Below are 17,821 nucleotides of genomic sequence, written 5' to 3'. Positions count from 1 at the left end.
CGACCAGTGAGCTCAACGAGGCGTTTCCTGGTCGGTCAACTCCTCGGGATGCGGGTGCATATACGCGTGCGCTTCAAGGCGTCGCGGCACGTGAGGGTGGAGCAGAGCCGCTGCGGCGGAACGCGCACAGTCGAGGATGACCTTCGGGGGCAGGCCGGATGACTCGGCGACCGCGAGGACGTCGTCGTGTTCGACCGAGACGTTGACGACCTCGCCGTGGGAGGAGGCGACCTTCACGCCCACCTGGCCGCCGGCCACCTCGACCCGCAGTGCGCGGCGGGCCAGCGCGGTCTTCGTGACGACGTGCTCCCTGACCCCGATCGACGTGGTGTGGCGGAAGAGCACGTCGCGGACGCGGTCGACGGCGTCGGGGTCGCACAGCACCGAAAGCGTGTGTGCCGGTCGGCCCTTCTTCATCAGGATCGGGGTGAGCCAGGCGTCCGCCGCGCCGCCGGCGAGCAGGGCTTCCAGGGTGGACGGCCACAGCCGCGGGTCCAGGTCGTCGACGTTGGTTTCCAGGACGACGCTGTCGCCGTGGCGGGCGCCGTGCGCCGGCCCGGCCCCGGCGAGATCCGGCTGGCCCACGACGAGCCGGGCGACGTTCGGGTGCCCGGGGATCTCGCGGCCGCCGGCACCGAGACCGACGGCGGTGGTGCGCATCAGCGGCATCGCGCCGAAACTCTCCGCGAGGGTGACGGCCAGCGCGACACCCGTCGGGGTGGCCAGTTCGGTGTCGACCGGCCCGCCGGCCGCCGGCGCTCCGCTGGCACGGACCAGCTCGAGCACCGCTGGTCCAGGCAGGGGGATCGCCCCGTGGGCTGTGCCGATCCGGCCGCCGCCGAGCGACAGCGGGCTGCACACCAGGCGCTCGACGCCCAGTGCCCGCAGGGCGGCGACGGCCCCGACGACGTCCGCGATGCTGTCGAGCGCGCCGACCTCGTGGAAGTGGATCTGTTCGACCGGGCGGCCGTGCACGTGTGCCTCGGCGGCTCCCAGGGCGCGGAACACGTCCGCGGACCGTCGCCGCACGACCGGGTCGAGGCCGGAGGCGTCGAGCAGGCCGAGGATGTCGCCGAGCCCCCGCGTGGGCTGCTCGGCCGCCGGTGCGCACCGGACCAGGACCTGCGTCGCCCGCAGGCCGCCGCGGTGCACGGTCCGGGCGTCCAGGGTGACCGCGTCGGCCAGCCCGAGAGCGGCCACGACGGAGTGCAGGACAGCCAGGTCGACCCCGGCGTCCACACAGGCGCCGAGGAACATGTCGCCGCTGATGCCGCCGGTGGCGTCGAGCCAGCCGACCGTCGCCGCGGGGAAGTCGCCCGTCATGGCCCCTCATCATGGCCGGCGGCGGGCAGCCCCTCACCGCCCGCTGTCAGATCTCGTCCCAGGGGACGGCGGCGTACAGGCGGCGCAGTCCGGCCATGACCTCGGGGTCGGGGGGGACGAGGGTGTCGTCGATGCGCTCGACGGCCGCCAGCCCGCGGGCGTTGGCGACGAACACGGTGTGGAACCCGCCGACCTCGGCCAACCGGACCGGTTCCCGCCGCGTCCCCGCAACCGTCGGCGGCCCCGTGCCTGAGGCGGGCGGGGAGGCGAGGGCGGTGCCACGGAGCTGCTCGTCGAGCAGCGTCATGGTCACGCCGCACAGTGACGGTGCCTCCGGCCAGATCACCGTGGCCGGGCCCGCGGTGCGGCCGCGGGCAGGGGCGGCGACGAAACCGATGGTGGCGACCGTCGTCTCGCAGACCCGGCCGTCCGTGGTGACGAGCAGGGCGTCGTCGAAGCCGCGCCGGCGGGCGAGCCGGCTGCCGTGGAGCTGGCCGAAGGTGCCGAGGTGCTTGATGTGCGCGAACGGCCGCTGGTACCGCAGCGAGCACAGCCGCAGCGGTGCGCTGGCGGGCTCGGCGGGCCGGCCGACGGAGACCAGGACCGAGACCGCGCCCGGCCCGGTCGGAAAGACCACCACCCGCACGGTCGCGTCCACGCTGCGGGCCGGGACTCCGGCCGCCTGCCCGGCCTCGGCCGGTGCCGCGACGGTCGGAGGTGCCGTGGCGGCCGGTGCGACCGCGAGCGCGTGGCGGATCCGGTCGCGGACGAGGCCGGCGTCCAGGGGGGCGCCGTAGAGCTCCTGGTTGGCGTGGTCGAGCCGGCTCAGGTGCGGGGCGAGCCCACGGACCCGGCCGGCGCGGACCTGCATCGTGGTCAGGTGTCCGTCATTGGACAGCGCGAGGTCACGCAGGCCGGTTCCGTCGGCGGGACGGCCGTCGACCTCGATGTACGGCGGCGGCTCCACGGCGTTCACGGTAGACCGTCAGAGCTGCGACCGGCGAGGTTCCGCGGGCTGTGGCCGCAGTGGTTTCGGGGCGCGCGGGGAGAGCCCCGGGGGAGATCACACGGGGTGAACCGAGGAGGATGTTGTTCTGCCGGCGGGCACTTCCGCCGGCGCGTACGGTGGCATCTCCGAAGAGGATCTCCCGTCCCCTCGCGCCGGGTGCGGGCGACGACTGCAGCCGTGATGGATGGGGGTCTTCGGTGACGTCCGAGACAAGGCACGCGCAGGCGGCGGGCCGGCCCTGGTCCCGTGGCGGCGGCGGGACGGGCCGGGCGGCGGCGGAGACGTCCGCCGTGCACCTGCTGGACCTGCTGAGCGAGGTCGTCTTCCGGACCGACGCCGACGGCCGCTGGACCTACCTGAACCGGGCCTGGACGGATCTGACCGGCCACGAGGTCGGCCCCAGCCTGGGCGCGCGGTTCCTGGACTACGTCCACCCGGACGAGGCCGCCTACGCGTCCGCGGTGTTCGCCGACCTGGCGCGGGGCACCACGGGCCAGTGCCTGTACGAGGCCCGCTACCGGACCCGTGACGGTCGCTACCGGCGGGTCCAGATCCGGGCGACGGTGCTGCGCGGGCCGGCCGGGGAGGCACTCGGCAACACCGGGACGATCGTCGACGTGTCCGGCTCACGGTTCGCGGCCCAGGTGGTCGGGGAGCACGCCACGCTGCTGGAGTCCGTCACCGCCGGCCGCTCCGACGAGCTGCCCACCGGCGTGGCCGTCTATGACCGGGACCTGCGGCTGCGCCGGTCCTCGGGCGCGGTCGAGCGGCTGGTCGATGTACCGCTGCGGGTGGGCGACCCGCTGGACCGGCTCGCCGAGCGGGCCCGCCCGGCGGACTGGCGGTCCCGCTCCCTGAGCGGGGAGTGGGGGCTGGTTCCGGTCGCGCTGCGGACGGGCCGCGCCCAGCTCGGCGACCTGGAACTTGTGGGTGCGGGCGGGGCCGGCCGGTCGCTGCGAGCCTCGGTGATCCCGTACGAGGAGGGCGGCGAGGAGCTGGCGGCGGTGTCGCTGTGTGACATCACCGATCTGCGCCACGCCGAGCGCCGGCAGGCGGGTCTGGCGCGGCTGGGGCAGCATGCACTGGCCGGCGCTGATCTGCCGGCGCTGCTCACCGAGGCGGTCGAGCTGGTTTCCGCGACCCTGGAGGTCGCGGTCTGCGAGGTCATCCGCGATGCCGGCGACGCCGCGGCGTCCGGCGGGCTCGCGCGGGTGGCCGAACCGCCCGCGTCGGCCGCGCCCGCAGCACTGGGTACCGGGCCGATCTACCTCACCGGACCGCTCGCGATCGAGGCCCGGTCCCTCGTCCACCTCGCGCTCGACGTCGACGAGCCGGTCGTCGCGAACAACCTCGATGCCAGTCCGCATCTGCGCAGCGGATGGTCGGACGCGGGCCGGGCGCAGGCGGCGCTCGCCGCCCGGGTCGGCTCGTCCGCCGCGCCGTTCGGGGTGCTCGCCGCGGCCAGCACGATGCCGCGCCGGTTCACCGCCGACGAGGCCCGTTTCGTCCAGGCCGTCGCGCACCTGCTCGGTGCCGCGGCCGACCGGGAGGCGGCCGAGCGTCGTGCCCGGACACGCCACGAGGAGGCCGAGCGGGGCCGAGCGTGGCTCGCGGCCCGTGCCGAGGTCACCGCCGGGGCGATGGTCGCCGGCCAGCAGCAGGCGCTGATGCTGCTGGCATCGCTGGCACGCGGGGTGACGTCCGCCGATGTGGGTGCTGTCGCGCTGCCCGACGAGGCGGGCAACCTGATCGCCACCGAGGTCGACGCCGCCCCGCACCGGCACTGCGATCCGGAGACGCTGCACGGTCTGGCGCTGGCGCTGGAGGCGGCGGAGAACCGGGCGGAGTTCCTGGCCGGCAGACCCGTCCATGTCGACGGGCTGGACGAGTCCGAGTCCTGGAGCGGCCCGATCCCGCTCACGGCCGCCCACGACGTGCCGACGCGGGACGAGGCGACAGCCCGGGCTGGGATGGCAGCCCGGGCTGGGATGGCAGCGCGGCCGGAGGCGGATCGGGACGGGCCGGTGGACCTGGCCACGGCGGCGCGACTGCGGGAGGCGCTGGTCATCCCGCTCACCGCCGCGGAGCGACCGATGGGTGCGCTCGTTCTGGGGAACAGCCCGGACGCCGCACCGTTCGCCGCGCGGGACCCCGAGCTGGCCGGTGCGTTCGCGCACGATGCCGCGATGGCGGTGCACCTCGCCGAGGCGCACCGCGACCGTGCCCGCGCCGCCGTCGTCCAGGACCGCGAGCGCATCGCCCGGGACCTGCACGACCTCGTCATCCAGCGGCTGTTCGCGATCGGCCTGCACCTGCAGTCGCTGAGCCGGGCCGTCGGTGACGTCACCGCGGCCCGGCTGAACGCCGCCATCACCGGACTCGACTCGACCATCGACGACATCCGGCGGACGATCTTCAGGCTTGGGCCGACCCCGGTCGGGGTGTGACGCCGGACAGGCTTCCCAGGAACGTCGTGTTGTCGTAGAAGTGCTCGGTCTCCACGAGGCGCAGGTCGGGTGCGCAGCGAGCGACCGTGACGCCGTAGAGCTCGACGCGTTCGCCGGTCGGCTCGGTGCCCTTGTAGGGGCCGCTGAAGGTGCCCCAGTGGCGCCACTTGAAGGTGATCACGGGCGGCGGCGAGTACACCTCGAGGACCTCCCAGAAGAAACCACTGGGGAAGRCCTGGTGGAAGACCTGGTGGGAGGACTCGAAGCTCTCCTCGGCAGCCGAGTAGTAGGGGTTCTCGCCGATCAGGATGTTGTAGCTGCCGCGTTCGGCGAGCTCGGCGGCGTCCGCGGGCGGGCCGCCGTTGAGACTGACCTTGATCCGGTCGGTGACCATGCTGACCCACTGCGCGGGGTCGGCCTTGTGGGACAGCTCCATCTCGAAGACCTGCACGAGCTGCTCGACGACGTCGGCGAGCGATCCGGGCTCGTGCCGGGTGGTGCGCTCGCCGGGCATGACCTCCCGGGAGAGGTGGTAGTCGGGCGGGGCGCCGTGGCGCCAGCGGGCGTCGGGGCACGCGGCGATGACCGCGTCCCGGCCCTGGAGATGCAGCGGAGTCGTGCCGGTCGGGCTGTCGTCGCTCACCGTGTCGTCCTCCGTGGTTCCGATACGTCGTGCGGTCGGGTGACGTGCCCAGGCCCTGCTCGGGACGGCAATGGCGTCCCGTCAAATTGCGACTAATCAGCGCAAATCAGGTCTAATCCGAGTCTGGACGGAGAACAACCTGCCAGGTCCGCGCCGTTTGTCCTCCGCGGAACGTCGAAGGTCCCGCCGGCAGGGGCACATGGACCATCGGGGAGGGCCGAAGGGTAGCCCAGGGGTGCCCTGGTTTCACCCTCCGTGGCATGCCCCTGGACGGACGCCCGCCTGTCGGGTGGACGTCCTCGTGGGCGCTGGTGGGTTCCTACTGTGCGGGCAGCCGCGCGGGGCGTGGCCAGACGCGCTGCCCGTGCCGGGTCTCGATGCCGGCGTTGAGGCGCTCGACCATGTCGGCGAAGGTGCGCACGTCGTCCGGTGACCAGTCGCCGACCAGGTCGCCGAGGTGGCTCAGGACGATCTCGCGGTACTCGGCGACCCGGCGGGCGCCCTCGGGGGTGATCGCCAGTTTGCGGGCGAGGCCGCCGTCCGGATCGGGTATGCGTTCCGCCAGGCCGGCCTGCAGCATCGCGGCGGTCTGCCGGTTGACGGTGGAGACGTCGAGCGAGAACGCCTCGGCGAGCTGGCCGATGCTCATCGGCCCTTCCGCCTCGAGCCGGCTGAGCAGCAGGTAGGCGGAGCGGTCGAGGTGCGGAGCGCGGCGGCGGCGGGCCGCCGCGGGCAGGATGTGATGCCGGCTGAGCAGCATCAGCTCTCGTTCGAGATCCCGCAGGCTGTCCTGCACCCGTGCCTCCGCGCGACGCCTCCGCGGCCGGGGCGGAGGGTGTGACTTTTCCCCAGTCTACGGCGGCAGGCTCGCGGATGTGCACTATGCATGGTGCGTGTACCATGCATATTTGTGACGGCAGAAGCGGAACCGGCCTTCCGGGGGCGGCGGTCCCGTTCCACCACCCCCAGCCCCCGGCTGCTGATCGCCGTGCTGGCCGTCGCGGGCACCGTCGCCTCGTTCATGCACACCCTGGTCGTGCCGATCATCCCGGCGCTGCCGCGGCTGTTCCACGCCCCGGCAGCCGACACCAGCTGGATCATCACGATCACCCTGCTCGCCGGCGCGGTCGCGACGCCCGTCGCGGGGCGGCTCGGCGACATGTACGGCAAGCGCAGAGTCATGCTCGGCAGCGTGTGGCTGCTCGTCCTCGGCTCGCTGGTCTGCGCGCTCAGCACCTCGCTGGCGCCGATGGTGGTCGGCCGCGGGCTGCAGGGCCTGTCGACGGGGCTGATCCCGCTGGGCATCAGCCTGCTGCGCGACGAGCTGCCCGCCGAGCGGCTCGGCTCCGCCCTCGGCCTGATGAGTTCCTCGCTCGGTATCGGCGGCGCGCTCGGCGTGCCGGTGGCCGCGGTGATCGCCCAGACCTTCACCTGGCACGTTCTGTTCTGGATGGCCACCGGGCTCAGCCTGGCGATCCTGCTCCTGCTCTGGCGGGTCGTGCCCGAGTCGCCGGTCCGCGAGGCGGCGCCGGGCCGCTTCGACGTCGTCGGGGCGATCGGGCTCGCGGCCGGGGTGAGCTGCCTGCTGCTGGCGATCTCCAAGGGTGGCACCTGGGGTTGGGTGTCTCCCGCCACCGTCGGTACGGCCCTTGCCGCGGTGGCCGTGCTCCTGCTGCTCTGGGGACCCTGGGAGCTGCGGCACCCGTCCCCGGTGGTGGACCTGCGGGTCAGCGCCCGCCCCCGGGTGCTGATGACCAACCTGACCTCGGTGGTCGTCGGTTTCGCCATGTACGGGATGGGGCTGGCGGTGCCGCAGATCCTGCAGCTGCCGACGGCCACCGGCTACGGGCTGGGCCAGTCGATGATCGCCGCCGGGGTGTGCTTCGCCCCGTTCGGCGTCGTCATGATGCTCGCCTCGCCGTTCACCGCCCGGGTCTCCGCGCGGTGGGGCGCCGGGGTGACCCTCGTGCTGGGCTCCGGGATCATCGGCGTCGGCTACCTCATCAGCGCGTGGTTCATGCACTCGATCTGGCAGACGGTACTGATCGGCCTGATCTCCGGGGTCGGGGTGGCGCTCGCCTACGCCTCGATGCCCACCCTGATCATGGCGGCGGTGCCCGACACCGAGACCGCGGCGGCGAACGGCCTGAACACGCTGATGCGCTCCCTGGGCACCTCGTCGTCGGCCGCTGTCGTCGGCGCCCTGCTCGCGAGCATGACCGTCGCCTTCGACGGTGGGCAGGTGCCGTCCGCGGCGGGTTTCCAGGCGGTCTTTCTGCTGGGCGCCGGTGCGGCGGCCCTGGCGGTGCTGCTCGGCCTGTGCATCCCCGGTCCGGGCCCCGGGCCCGAGGCGAGGCGGGCGCCGGCGGCGGTCGTGGCCGCCGCGGTGGGGAGCGACGCCCGGCAGGACGTCGTTCTCGGCGCGGTCACGCCGGCCCCGCGGCGTCCCGCCACCCCCGCCACCACCATCGCCACCCCCGTGGCGGCGAAACCCGGCGACGCCGGAGCGTGGCTTGCCTAAGATGTCGGGCGACTGCCACGGTCCGGTCTCGTGGTGACGGGCGGGCGCGGTCGGCAGTGTGCCGATATGGGGTTTTCCTAGGGGTTGTGGGTGAGTTGTGAGTACGGGTAAAGTTCTTCGTTTCGATCATGTCCGTGGCTATGGTTTCATCGCCCCGAGTGACGGCGGTGAGGACGTCTTCCTGCACGCGAACGACCTCCTCGTCGAGAAGAGCCTGGTGGTCCCGGGCGTGGTGATGGAGTTCGACGTCGAGGACAGCGACCGCRGCCGGAAGGCGTCGTCGGCCAGGATCCTGCGCAGCCCCGCGGCGGTGCCCGCGGGTGTCTCCTCGATCGGCGGGGCCGGCCCGGTGTCGGTACCGGTGCGGCCGGATGACGGCGGCGACGGGCTGTGTGACGTCCTGCCGCTGGACGAGTTCACGCAGGAGATCACCGAGGTTCTGCTGCAGACCGAGCCGGCGTTGACCGGCACGCAGATCCTGCATGTGCGCCGCCAGCTCGCGAGCGTCGCGCGCAAGTACGGCTGGGTCGAGAACTGACCGGAGCCGGCCCCGCCCGGCCTGGCCGCGGCGGGGCCGGCTCGGCCGTCCGCCGCGGTGGCCGCCGCTTCCGGCGGTAGGTCAGGCGCGCCCGACCCCGTCCGCGCGAGCGGCACGCGAGACGGGCGAGACGGGCGAGACGGGCGAGAGGCGCGGGTCCACGGCGGCCCGGCGGGTGCCGACCGTCGACGCCCGGTGACGAGATGGACCTTGCCGCTGCGCTTCGCCGCGTACATGGCATGGTCGGCTTCCTTGCCTGGCGTTGTCCACCGTCACCGGCGAACGGCGAGCCGTGGCAGGGTCCCACCGGCACGGATGTGCCCGGGGAAACCACACCTCCCAGAACCGGGCCTTCACAGAACCACGGCTTCCAGTGGACGGTCCGACCGGGCGGTTCTTCAACCGGACGGCACCCGGACGGCCTCGCTAACGTGGTGCCATGATCCTGCTGACCGGCGCGAAGGTGGTCACACCCGGCGGCGTCCTCGACCCGGGTCGGGTGCTGGTCCGTGACGGGCTGATCGCGCAGGTGGGCCGCGGCGACCTGGACCTCGACCCGGGCCGGGCGGAGCCGGCGGAGCGGGTCGACCTGACGGGAGCCTGGCTGCTGCCCGGCTTCGTCGACCTGCACATGCACGGCGGCGGCGGGCACGATGTCGCGGCGTCGGCTGCGGACATGGCCGGGGCGGTCGCCTTCCACCAGGCCCACGGGACGACCCGCACCCTGGTCTCGCTGGTGACGGCGCCGGTGGCCCGGCTCGCCGAGCAGCTCGGCTGGGTCGCGGCGCTGACCGCGGCCGGGCCCGGGCCGGACGGCCATGTCGTGGGGGCCCATCTGGAGGGTCCGTTCCTGGCGGCCGAGCGCCGCGGGGCCCAGCCCGCGGAGCATCTGCGCCGGCCCGACCGGGCGGTGTTCGCCGACCTCGAGGCCGCGGCCGCCGGTGCGCTGCGGGTCATCACCGTCGCCCCGGAACTACCCGGCGCCGCCGCGGTCGTCGCGGCCGCACTCGAGGCGGGAGCGGTCGCCGCCGCCGGTCACACCGATGCCACCTACGCGCAGGCCAGCGCCGCCTTCGCCGCCGGGATCACGCTGACGACCCATGTCTTCAACGGCATGCGCCCGCTGCACCACCGGGAGCCCGGCACCGCCGGTGCGGCCCTCGACGCGGGGGTGGCCTGCGAGCTGATCAACGACGGGGTGCATGTGCACCCGGCGCTGCTGCGGCTCGTCGCCGCGGAACCGGAGCGGCTGGTGCTGGTCACCGACGCGGTGGACGCGGCCGGCGCCGGCGACGGGGAGTACGTGCTGGGCGGCCACCCGGTGCGGGTGCGCGACGGGCAGGCCCGGCTGGTCGCCGGCGGTGCGCTCGCGGGCAGCACCCTGACGATGGACCAGGCGGTGCGCCGGGCCGTCGCCGCCGGTCTGCCGATCGAGGTGGTCGCCGCCGCCGCGGCGACGAACCCGGCGCGGGTGCTCGGCCTGGACGCCCGGTGCGGAGCGATCGCCCCGGGCCTGGACGCCGACCTCGTCGTCCTCGACGCCGAGCTTGCCGTCACCGCTGTGATGGCAGGCGGCAGGTGGGTCGGCGGGCGCGGGGCGCCCCGTTCCGGAGGTGGGTGACCCGCGGCGGATGTCCCCCCGCATCCGCCGCGGGTCGGTGGCCGGGCCCCGGCGTCACCGCGCTGTGACGCCACCGGAGCCCGGCTCGTCGGCGCCGCTCAGCCGCGCCACCACGGGCCGGTGATCGCGACCGTGATGCCGTCGCCCTGGATGTTGGCGTACAGCCAGCGACCGTCCCGGGAGAAGGTGGCGCCGGCCCACTCGCTGCCGCTGCCGGCGTTGCGGGCCAGCGGGTAGGGCGTGCCGTCCTCGGAGGCGGCGACCAGGTACTGCTCGCCGTCGCCGTCCTCACACAGCACGATGCCGCCGTTCGGCGACACGGTGATGTTGTCCGGGCCGTCGAAGCGGCCGCCCGGCTCGATGATGAGGATCAGCGTCAGGGTGGAGTGCTTCGGGTCGAACTTCCAGACCTGCCCGGCGTGGTTGCGCGCAGCCCCGCCGGAGGTCTCCGCGTAGCTGGAGACGATGTAGGCGTGTCCGTCGGACCAGAAGATCCCCTCGCCCTTGGGCACACGGGTGACCTTGCCCGCGTCGAACTGCCTGCGGATCGAGACCGTCGTGGCGTCCGGGTCCGGGACGTCCACCCAGGTCGCCTTCAGCCTGGTGCCCAGGGCGCTGGGGGCGGAGAGGTCCGGCACACCGGGGATGTTCAGCGCCTGCAGCTTCCCGCCGGCGCGCAGGCTGCCCGGGCCGCCGAGCGGCCGACGCGGCAGGAAGCGGTAGATCAGCCCGTACGGGCCGGAGGCGTCCTCGGTCAGGTACAGCACACCGGTGCGCGGGTCGACGGCGACGGCCTCGTGGGCGAAGCGGCCCAGCGCGGTCAGCGGCACCGCCTCCCGGTCCCGCAGCCGGCCGAACGGGTCGACCTCGAAGACGTACCCGTGCCGCTTGGTCAGCGCGGGGACGGTCGCCGGGGTGTCCTCGGTCTCCTCGCAGGACAGCCAGGTCTGCCACGGGGTGTTGCCGCCGGCGCAGTTGCGGATGGTGCCGGCGAGGCTCGGGACCGTGGACAGCAGCCGGTCCCCGGCGACGGTGACGGTGGTGGTGCCGCCCGGCGCCGCCGGGTCGTAGGTGATTCCGGGCAGCCGCGGGACGGGCACGGCCGAGCCGGACAGCTCGTGGTTGCGGACCAGGACACTGCGGCCGAAACCGGCGGCGAAGGCGTAGGTCCCGTCCGGTGCGCCCGGCAGCGGGCCCTGGTTGTCGGGCAGCTGGTCGACGCCCGCCCGGGACAGGACGGTGTACCGGAAGCCGCGCGGGAGGTCGAGCAGACCCCTGGGGTCGGCGACGAGCTCGCCGTACCCCTTGAACTTCTTCGGTGCGCCGGCGTTCGCGGTGCCGCTGAAGACCGAGCTCACGGCACCTGACAGCGTGAAGCCGAGGCCGGCTGCGCCGGTGCCCATGACCACCTGGCGGCGGTTGACTGCCATGTAGGACCCTCCTTAGCAAGGACGGTCCGCACGTTCGCAGTCGCAGATGACCAGGACGCGACCCGGACGCAAACGCACATGCACAGGCGGCGGTCCGATTCGCCAACTTCGGTACACCCGCCGTCACACCCGCGGGACGCTGCGCCCGCGCCCCCCGCCGGTGTCAGGGCTGGTCGCCGCTCCAGGGACGCCGCGGGTGATCCACCGGCGGGCGGAAGAGCGCCTCCTGGGCCAGGCTCGCGCCCAGCACGCCGTCCCGCGCGTGGATGGTGCCCGTGTACCAGCCGCGGCCGCCCGCGATGGTGCGCGGGACGTGGTCCATCAGCACCCAGTCATCCATCCGGATGTGCCGGTGGAACCAGACCGCGTGGTCCAGGCTGGAGCCCGAACGGGCGGTGGCGGAGTGGTACGGGGCCAGCCCCGCCACGCTGTCGGACAGGTAGGTCAGGATGACCGCGTGCAGGAGCGGGTCGTCGGGGAGCGCCGTGGTGCACCGCGCCCACAGCCGGGTCGGGAAGTCGACGCCGGGCGCGGGTGCCCGCTCCGCCCGCGCCTCGAAGGACACCGGCCGTGACAGCCTGACCTCGGTGAGGGTGTCCGGCGCGGCCAGCGGTGGCATCGGCTCGGCGGTGACGTCGACGCCCGGCTCGGGGACCTGGAACGACACTGACATGTTGAAGATCACCTTGCCGCCCTGGACGGCCACCACCCGGCGGGCGGAGAACGAGCGGCCGTCGCGGTCACGGTCCACCCGGAAGATCGTCGGCCGGGAGGCGTCGCCGAGGCGCAGGTAGTAGCCGTGCAGCGAGTGCGGCACCCGGCCCTCCGGCACGGTGCGCCCCGCCGCCAGCAGGGCCTGGGCCGCGACCTGCCCGCCGTACAGCGCGTACCGGTCGTCGAACACCACCCGGACCCGGAAGAGATCACGGTCGATCTCCTCGAGGTCCATCAGGTCCAGCACCGTCGGTGCGGACGGGGTGACGCTCACCGGACGGGTGACGGCAGCAGGTCGCATCTTCCACCTTCGGGTCGGCCGGGCGCGGGTCACCCGGGCCCCGGGCCGGCCGGGTGCCCGGGAGCCCCGCCAACCCTGTGCGGCGGGAACGTCCCCGGTCGCGGCCCTGCGCGGAGCGGGCCACTGCTCCGGAATACTGCATCACGGCCGCCCGGCACCCGGCGTTGTGCCGCACCCCACCCTGCGTCAGCCGTCCCGGCGGGGATCGGTGGCCGGGGCGTCGCCGTGCGGGGAGAACCAGGCGTCCGCCGACCAGCAGCCCTCGGCCTTCTCCCGCTCACCCAGCGTGGGCACGTACTTCTCGGGGGAGGCATCCTGCTCACCCGCAGTCCGCTCCGGAGCCCGGCCCGATCGGGCCGGGCGCTCCTCCCATGGCCCGTCCTGCCCGGCCGGATCCGCGGGCGGATCCGCCGGCCGGTGCGCCCCGGATGGCTCGGCGGGCCCGGCCAGACTGCCGTACCCGTCGGGATCGAACAGCCCGTCCTCCGCCCGGCCGTAGGTACTCGCCGAGAACAGGGCCGGTCCGGCGCCGTCGGATCGGGCCGGGGGCCGCGGTCCCGGCGGACCGAGGCCGCTGTGCCGGGGCGACCCGGCCAGGACGTCCCCGCCTGCGTGGGCCGGCTGTCCCGCCGCGGCCGTCTCCGCCGCCGAGGGGGTCCGGACGGGTGGTGCCCCGACGGGGGGCGGTGATGCCGCGGTCCCCCGGGTGGGGAGGACGGCCGGCAGGACCGCGGGGAACACCCCGCGGGGGACGGCCAGCCCGTCCGGCGCCCCGGCAGCGCCGAGCCCGTCCGGCTCGCCGGGCTCGGCACCCTCGCGCAGGCCGAGGCGCTCGTGGAGGAGACGCAGCGGCGTCGGCGCCCACCAGTTGTAGCGGCCGGCGAGGGCCATGAAGGCGGGGACCAGCACCGCGCGGATCACGGTCACGTCGAGGAGCACGGCCAGCGCGAGGCCCAGACCGACCATCTTGATGATGCTGATCTGGGACGTCGCGACGCCGATCATGACGACGATCAGGGCGAGCGCCGCGCACGTCAGCAGCGGGCCGGTCGCGGCCAGGCCGCGGGCGACGGCCCGCCGGTTGCCGGCACCGCGCAGGTGCTCCTCCCGGATGCGGGCCAGCAGGAAGATCTCGTAGTCCATGCTGAGCCCGAACGCGACGCAGAACATCAGGACCGGGCTGGTCAGCTCGACCGTCCCCGAGACCTGGAAGTGCCCGACCAGCGACTGCAGATGCCCGTCCTGGAAGACAAGCACCATCACGCCCATCACCGCCGCCAGGTTCAGCGCGTTGAGCAGCAGCGCCTTCAGCGGCAGCAGCAGGCTGCCGGTGAACAGGAACAGCAGTACGAACGTCGCGGTCACCACCACGGCGATCGCGCCGGGCAGGCCGCGGATGACGGTGTCGCGGGTCTCCACCAGGTGCGGCGCGAGGCCGCCGATCTCGACCGGGTAGGGCGTCGGGATGGCGCGGATCAGGCCGACCGTGCGCTGCGTCGCCGCGGAGATCGGATCCGGTTCGGTCGGCCACAGCGACAGCCAGGCACCGCCGTGGGTGCCGACGAACTGCTGGCCGCCGGCCGGCGCCGGCGCGATCATCCGCCCGTTGGTGAAGCTGCCGGCCACGGTGTCGACCCGGGCGACGCCGGGGACGTCCGACAGGGCGGCGGCGTACCCGCCCAGCTGGGCCACGACGGCGGGCTCGCGGGCGTCCACCCCGGGCACCACGACCGGGATCTGGCAGGGCAGGCAGACGGTGAAGTCGTCGCGCATCGCGTCGTTCACCAGATGCGAGTCGGCCGTCGTCGGCAGCACGGTGTCGTCTGCGAGGGCGACGCGCAGGCCGCCCAGCGGCAGCGCCATCACGACCATCAGCGCCACCGCCGCCCCACCGAACAGCAGCGGGTGCGCCATCGCCCGGTGGGCGACCGCCGTCCACACCGCCCCCGGCTCGCGGCGCCTGCGGCCGCCGCCCCTGCGCCGGCCGAAACCGAGGCCGCGGCGGCGGCCCCGCTCGACCCGCTCGCCCAGCAGCATGATCCCCGCCGGGAGCACCAGCAGCGCGGCAAGCTCCGAGGTGACCACCACCGCGATGCCCGCGTACGCGTAGGACTTCAGGTAGGGCAGGGGGAACAGCAGCGCGCCGGTCAGCGACAGCGCCACCGTCAGCCCGGAGAACAGCACGGTGCGCCCGGCGGTGCGCAGGCTGGTGTGCAGGGCGACCTCCCGCTGCACACCAGCCTCCCGCTCCTCACGGAACCGCCGGAGGATGAACAGGCAGTAGTCCACCGCCAGGGCGAACCCGAGCGCGGTGGTCAGGTTCAGCGAGAACACCGAGATGTGGGTCATCTCGGAGAGCAGCCGCAACAGGGCGAGACTGGCGATGACCGCGCTGCCGCCCACCACCACCGGCAGCAGCGCCGCGGCCGTCCCGCCGAAGGCGAACAGCAGGACGCCGAGCACCAGCGGTGCGGTCACCAGCTCGGCCCGCTCCAGATCGGCGCGGCTCTGCTCGGTGACGTCCAGCATCACCGCCGGCGCCCCGCCGAACCGGACGGTGACCCCGGGCCCGTCATGGGCGTAGCGGTCGTGCAGGTCGGCCACATGACGCGCGATCGCGTCCTCGGAGCCGGTCAGCCGGAACAGGACCAGGGCGCTGCGCCCGTCCTGGGAGCGCAGCAGGCCCGCCGGCGCGTCCGGTGACCAGTAGGAGGTCACCGCGCTGACGCCTGGCTCGCGCTGCAGCTGGCTGGTGAGGTTCTCCCCGACCCGCCGCGCGGTCGGTCCCTCGATGGTGCCGGGTGCGGTGACCATGATGGCCACGTTCGGTGGGGCGCCGGGGAACTCGGCGTCCAGCAGCGCCTCGGCATGAGTGGCGGAGTCACCGGCGGCGTAGAAGCCGCCGGTCGAGAGCCGGTCGAAGACACCGCCGGCCCACGGCAGCAGACAGATGACCAGCAGCGCGGTGATGGTCAGGACCCGTCCCGGGCGGTTGACCGCCAGCCGGGCGAGCAGGGCGAACAGGCCGCCACGCCCACCCGCCGGCGCGCTGGCGGGCCCACCAGCCCCGCCGGACCGCCCCGAGTTTCCCGCGTTGCCGGAACCGGCGCTGCCCGCGTCGCCCGCGTCGCCCGCGCTGCCGGAGGCCGCGCCACTCCCGCCACTTCCGCCACCCGCGTCGCCGATCGTGCCGCCGCCGTCCGAGTGCCTCGACCGGCCGGATCGGCCCGAGCTGCCGGGCTGGGCCGGCGTGCGGCCGGCCGGCTCGTGGATCCGGTCCGCTCGCCGGTGCCCCGGGCGGGCGGCACCGGCCCACGCGTCAGGCCGGGACACGCCCCGCCGCGTGGAGCCGGCACGGGCGGAGCCGTGCGCCGGATCCGGAGCAGGCGCCAGCGTGGTGGCCGACGGCAGGCCGGTGGCGAATGCCGTCAGGGTCGCGGACGGTCGGCCGCTGCCGGCGGGCAGCGCGGCGGCAGCCGGCAGCGCGGCGGCGGAGGGCGGCGGCGTGTGCGCGGTGAACGGTGGCGGCGATGCCTCCGCTGTCGCGCCGACCGTTCCCGCGTGGGCGGGTGACCGGTGGCTGTCGGGGCGCCCCGTCGAGCCCCTGAACCGCCGCGTGACATCGACGGGAAATGACATGAGTTCAACGTAGAAGTGCAAAAGATTTGGTGTTACCCCCGGAGAGGGGTACCAAAGCCGCGAATACCTCTTTAATGTTCACGCCGATGGCGCCAGTACCGCGATGACGTCGTGAGTCACGCCAGTCGGTATCCGGAGGAGGGGGAGTTCGTCGTGGCAGACAAGTTCGAACGGCACAACAGCGGCGGATCGCCGTCGCATCGGGGGAGGTGTCCCCGGCCGCGGTACGGAGCCCAGCCGCACGGGGGTGGTACGGGGGAGCGGGCGGGCCGTCCGGACGATGCCCAGCGGGGCCAGGGGGCCGGCACGGACAACACGGACCGGCCGCGCCCCGGCGCCCAGCCGCGGCACGGCGGCCCCGGTCAGGCACCACCACCAGGTCAGGAGCAGGGAGCGGCCGGCGAGTCGGGGGGTGCGGGCAGCCCCGCGATCACCGGGCCGTTGGCCCTGCCGGCGCCAGGTTCCGCGGCCACCGGCCCGGCCCGACGCCCCGTCGGGCGCCCGTTCTGCCCCAGGCCGAGCCGCCCCAGGTGAAGGACGTCCCGGGACGGGAAAGGCGTTTGTCCTGCAGGTTACGGGCACCAGTGCCGTGTGAAAGCCACCGGGTGCGGGCGAGAATCTCGCCCGCACCCGGTTTTTGTTTCGGGACCTGTTATGGCCGGCCCGGTGCCGTGTTCACGGCAGCAGGCTGGAACGGCGCGCGACGTTGACCGCCGCGGTCCGGTTGTGCACGCCGAGCTTGTTCATGATGCTGCGCAGGTAGGCTTTCACCGTTTCCGGGCTGACCGCGAGGCGGCGGGCCGTCTCGGCGTTGGACATGCCCTCCGCGACCAGCCGCAGGACGTCCAGCTCTCGCGGTGACAGGCCGAACGGCTGCGCGCGGGTGGGCGGCGCCGCGTCGGGGAACAGGTCCTCCAGCAGGTCGCGGACCGCGATGATCCGCTCCCGCAGTGCCTGGTCGCTGGTCTGGAAGGTCAGCTCCTCCAGTTCGGCGTCGACGCGGCACAGGGTCCGCAGCCGGGAGGCGCCCGGCGTCGCCGCGGCGGTGTCGGGCCGGGCTGCCATGGCGCGTTCGGCGAGCAGCGCCTCGAAGCGGCGCGCGACACCGAGCGCCGTCTCCACCGCGGCCGGTGGAACGGGGTTGTCCGCCCGCACACCGCAGTACAGCACCGCGTGCACGATGCCGCCGGCGCGCACCGGCACGGCGACGACCGAGGAGATGTCCTCGCCCAGGACGGCCCAGTCGCGCTGGTCCTCGGTATAGCGCGGGCGGGTGCCCGCGTCGATCACGACGGGGCGGCCCAGGGCCACGACCCGTCCGCCCACGCCGTGGCCCGGCGGCAGGGACATCCCGCGCAACGCGTTCGTGCGGTTCCCGTCAAGCGCGCTGATGGTCAGGTAGCGCGAGCGGGGATCGACCGATCCGCCGTAGGCCAGATCGGCGCCGGTACGGGCGCGCAGCCGGGTGACGGCCCGAGGCAGCATCGCCTCGACCGAGCAGCCATCGGTAGTGCCCGATGTCATCGTCTTCCTCTCGTCCGGGGGTCTCGCGGACTAAGAACGAAACAAAACGGAAAAGCAGGCAAAAGGTGTTGCTGGCCTGCCCGGTTTCCGCCGCCTGAAGCGGCCGGGGAY

Annotated in this window: 12 protein-coding genes; 4 read left to right on the top strand and 8 right to left on the bottom strand. The window is 74.2% G+C overall.

Going from position 1 to position 17,821, the window contains the following annotated elements:
- Positions 1-12 precede the first annotated feature (12 nt).
- Together larC and CC117_RS07340 are read right to left on the bottom strand one after the other, a co-directional pair.
- The gene (gene larC, locus CC117_RS07345) at positions 13-1,323 is read right to left on the bottom strand and encodes a nickel pincer cofactor biosynthesis protein LarC (protein ID WP_241829907.1); all 1,311 of its coding nucleotides are present in this window, start codon (positions 1,321-1,323) and stop codon (positions 13-15) included.
- 46 nt (positions 1,324-1,369) lie between these two features.
- A complete protein-coding gene (locus CC117_RS07340) occupies positions 1,370-2,299 on the bottom strand; it encodes an aminotransferase class IV (RefSeq protein ID WP_071082982.1) in 930 nt (309 codons plus the stop codon).
- Positions 2,300-2,529: 230 nt separating this feature from the next.
- Between CC117_RS07340 and CC117_RS07335 the strand changes: the two genes are divergently transcribed.
- Positions 2,530-4,779: a sensor histidine kinase gene (locus CC117_RS07335; RefSeq protein ID WP_071082981.1), complete on the top strand. Its 2,250-nt coding sequence runs from the start codon at positions 2,530-2,532 to the stop codon at positions 4,777-4,779.
- Here the strand turns inward: CC117_RS07335 and CC117_RS07330 are convergent.
- Both CC117_RS07330 and CC117_RS07325 read right to left on the bottom strand, forming a co-directional pair.
- Positions 4,748-5,422, bottom strand: coding sequence for a SnoaL-like polyketide cyclase (locus tag CC117_RS07330; RefSeq protein WP_071082980.1), 675 nt, complete (start codon positions 5,420-5,422; stop codon positions 4,748-4,750). The genes CC117_RS07335 and CC117_RS07330 overlap by 32 nt on opposite strands.
- Before the next feature lie 319 nt (positions 5,423-5,741).
- Entirely contained in the window at positions 5,742-6,218 is a 477-nt protein-coding gene (locus tag CC117_RS07325; protein ID WP_071082979.1) for a MarR family winged helix-turn-helix transcriptional regulator, read from the bottom strand.
- A 114-nt stretch (positions 6,219-6,332) separates the two neighbouring features.
- Here CC117_RS07325 and CC117_RS07320 point away from each other — a divergent pair, with 114 nt between their 5' ends.
- From CC117_RS07320 to nagA, 3 genes are all read left to right on the top strand, one after another.
- Entirely contained in the window at positions 6,333-7,943 is a 1,611-nt protein-coding gene (locus CC117_RS07320) for an MFS transporter (protein ID WP_071082978.1), read from the top strand.
- Positions 7,944-8,040: 97 nt separating this feature from the next.
- Entirely contained in the window at positions 8,041-8,481 is a 441-nt protein-coding gene (locus CC117_RS07315; protein WP_071082977.1) for a cold-shock protein, read from the top strand.
- Between the two features lie 439 nt (positions 8,482-8,920).
- The gene (gene nagA, locus CC117_RS07310; protein ID WP_071082976.1) at positions 8,921-10,102 is read left to right on the top strand and encodes an N-acetylglucosamine-6-phosphate deacetylase; all 1,182 of its coding nucleotides are present in this window, start codon (positions 8,921-8,923) and stop codon (positions 10,100-10,102) included.
- Between the two features lie 98 nt (positions 10,103-10,200).
- On the opposite strand, the gene CC117_RS07305 is transcribed toward nagA, so the two are convergent.
- From CC117_RS07305 to CC117_RS07290, 4 genes are all read right to left on the bottom strand, one after another.
- Entirely contained in the window at positions 10,201-11,532 is a 1,332-nt protein-coding gene (locus CC117_RS07305; RefSeq protein ID WP_084131685.1) for an alkaline phosphatase PhoX, read from the bottom strand.
- 163 nt (positions 11,533-11,695) lie between these two features.
- Positions 11,696-12,547, bottom strand: coding sequence for an acyl-CoA thioesterase (locus CC117_RS07300; protein WP_071082975.1), 852 nt, complete (start codon positions 12,545-12,547; stop codon positions 11,696-11,698).
- A 186-nt stretch (positions 12,548-12,733) separates the two neighbouring features.
- Entirely contained in the window at positions 12,734-16,186 is a 3,453-nt protein-coding gene (locus CC117_RS07295; RefSeq protein WP_241829906.1) for an MMPL family transporter, read from the bottom strand.
- A gap of 675 nt (positions 16,187-16,861) precedes the next feature.
- Positions 16,862-17,710, bottom strand: a complete 849-nt coding sequence (locus tag CC117_RS07290) for a helix-turn-helix transcriptional regulator (RefSeq protein ID WP_018640107.1) — start codon at positions 17,708-17,710, stop codon at positions 16,862-16,864.
- Positions 17,711-17,821 lie beyond the last annotated feature (111 nt).

This window comes from Parafrankia colletiae, assembly GCF_001854655.1.
Lineage (GTDB): Bacteria > Actinomycetota > Actinomycetes > Frankiales > Frankiaceae > Parafrankia > Parafrankia colletiae.
Note: the sequence above shows the minus strand (reverse complement) of the source record. Positions and strands in the feature narration are given on the sequence as shown.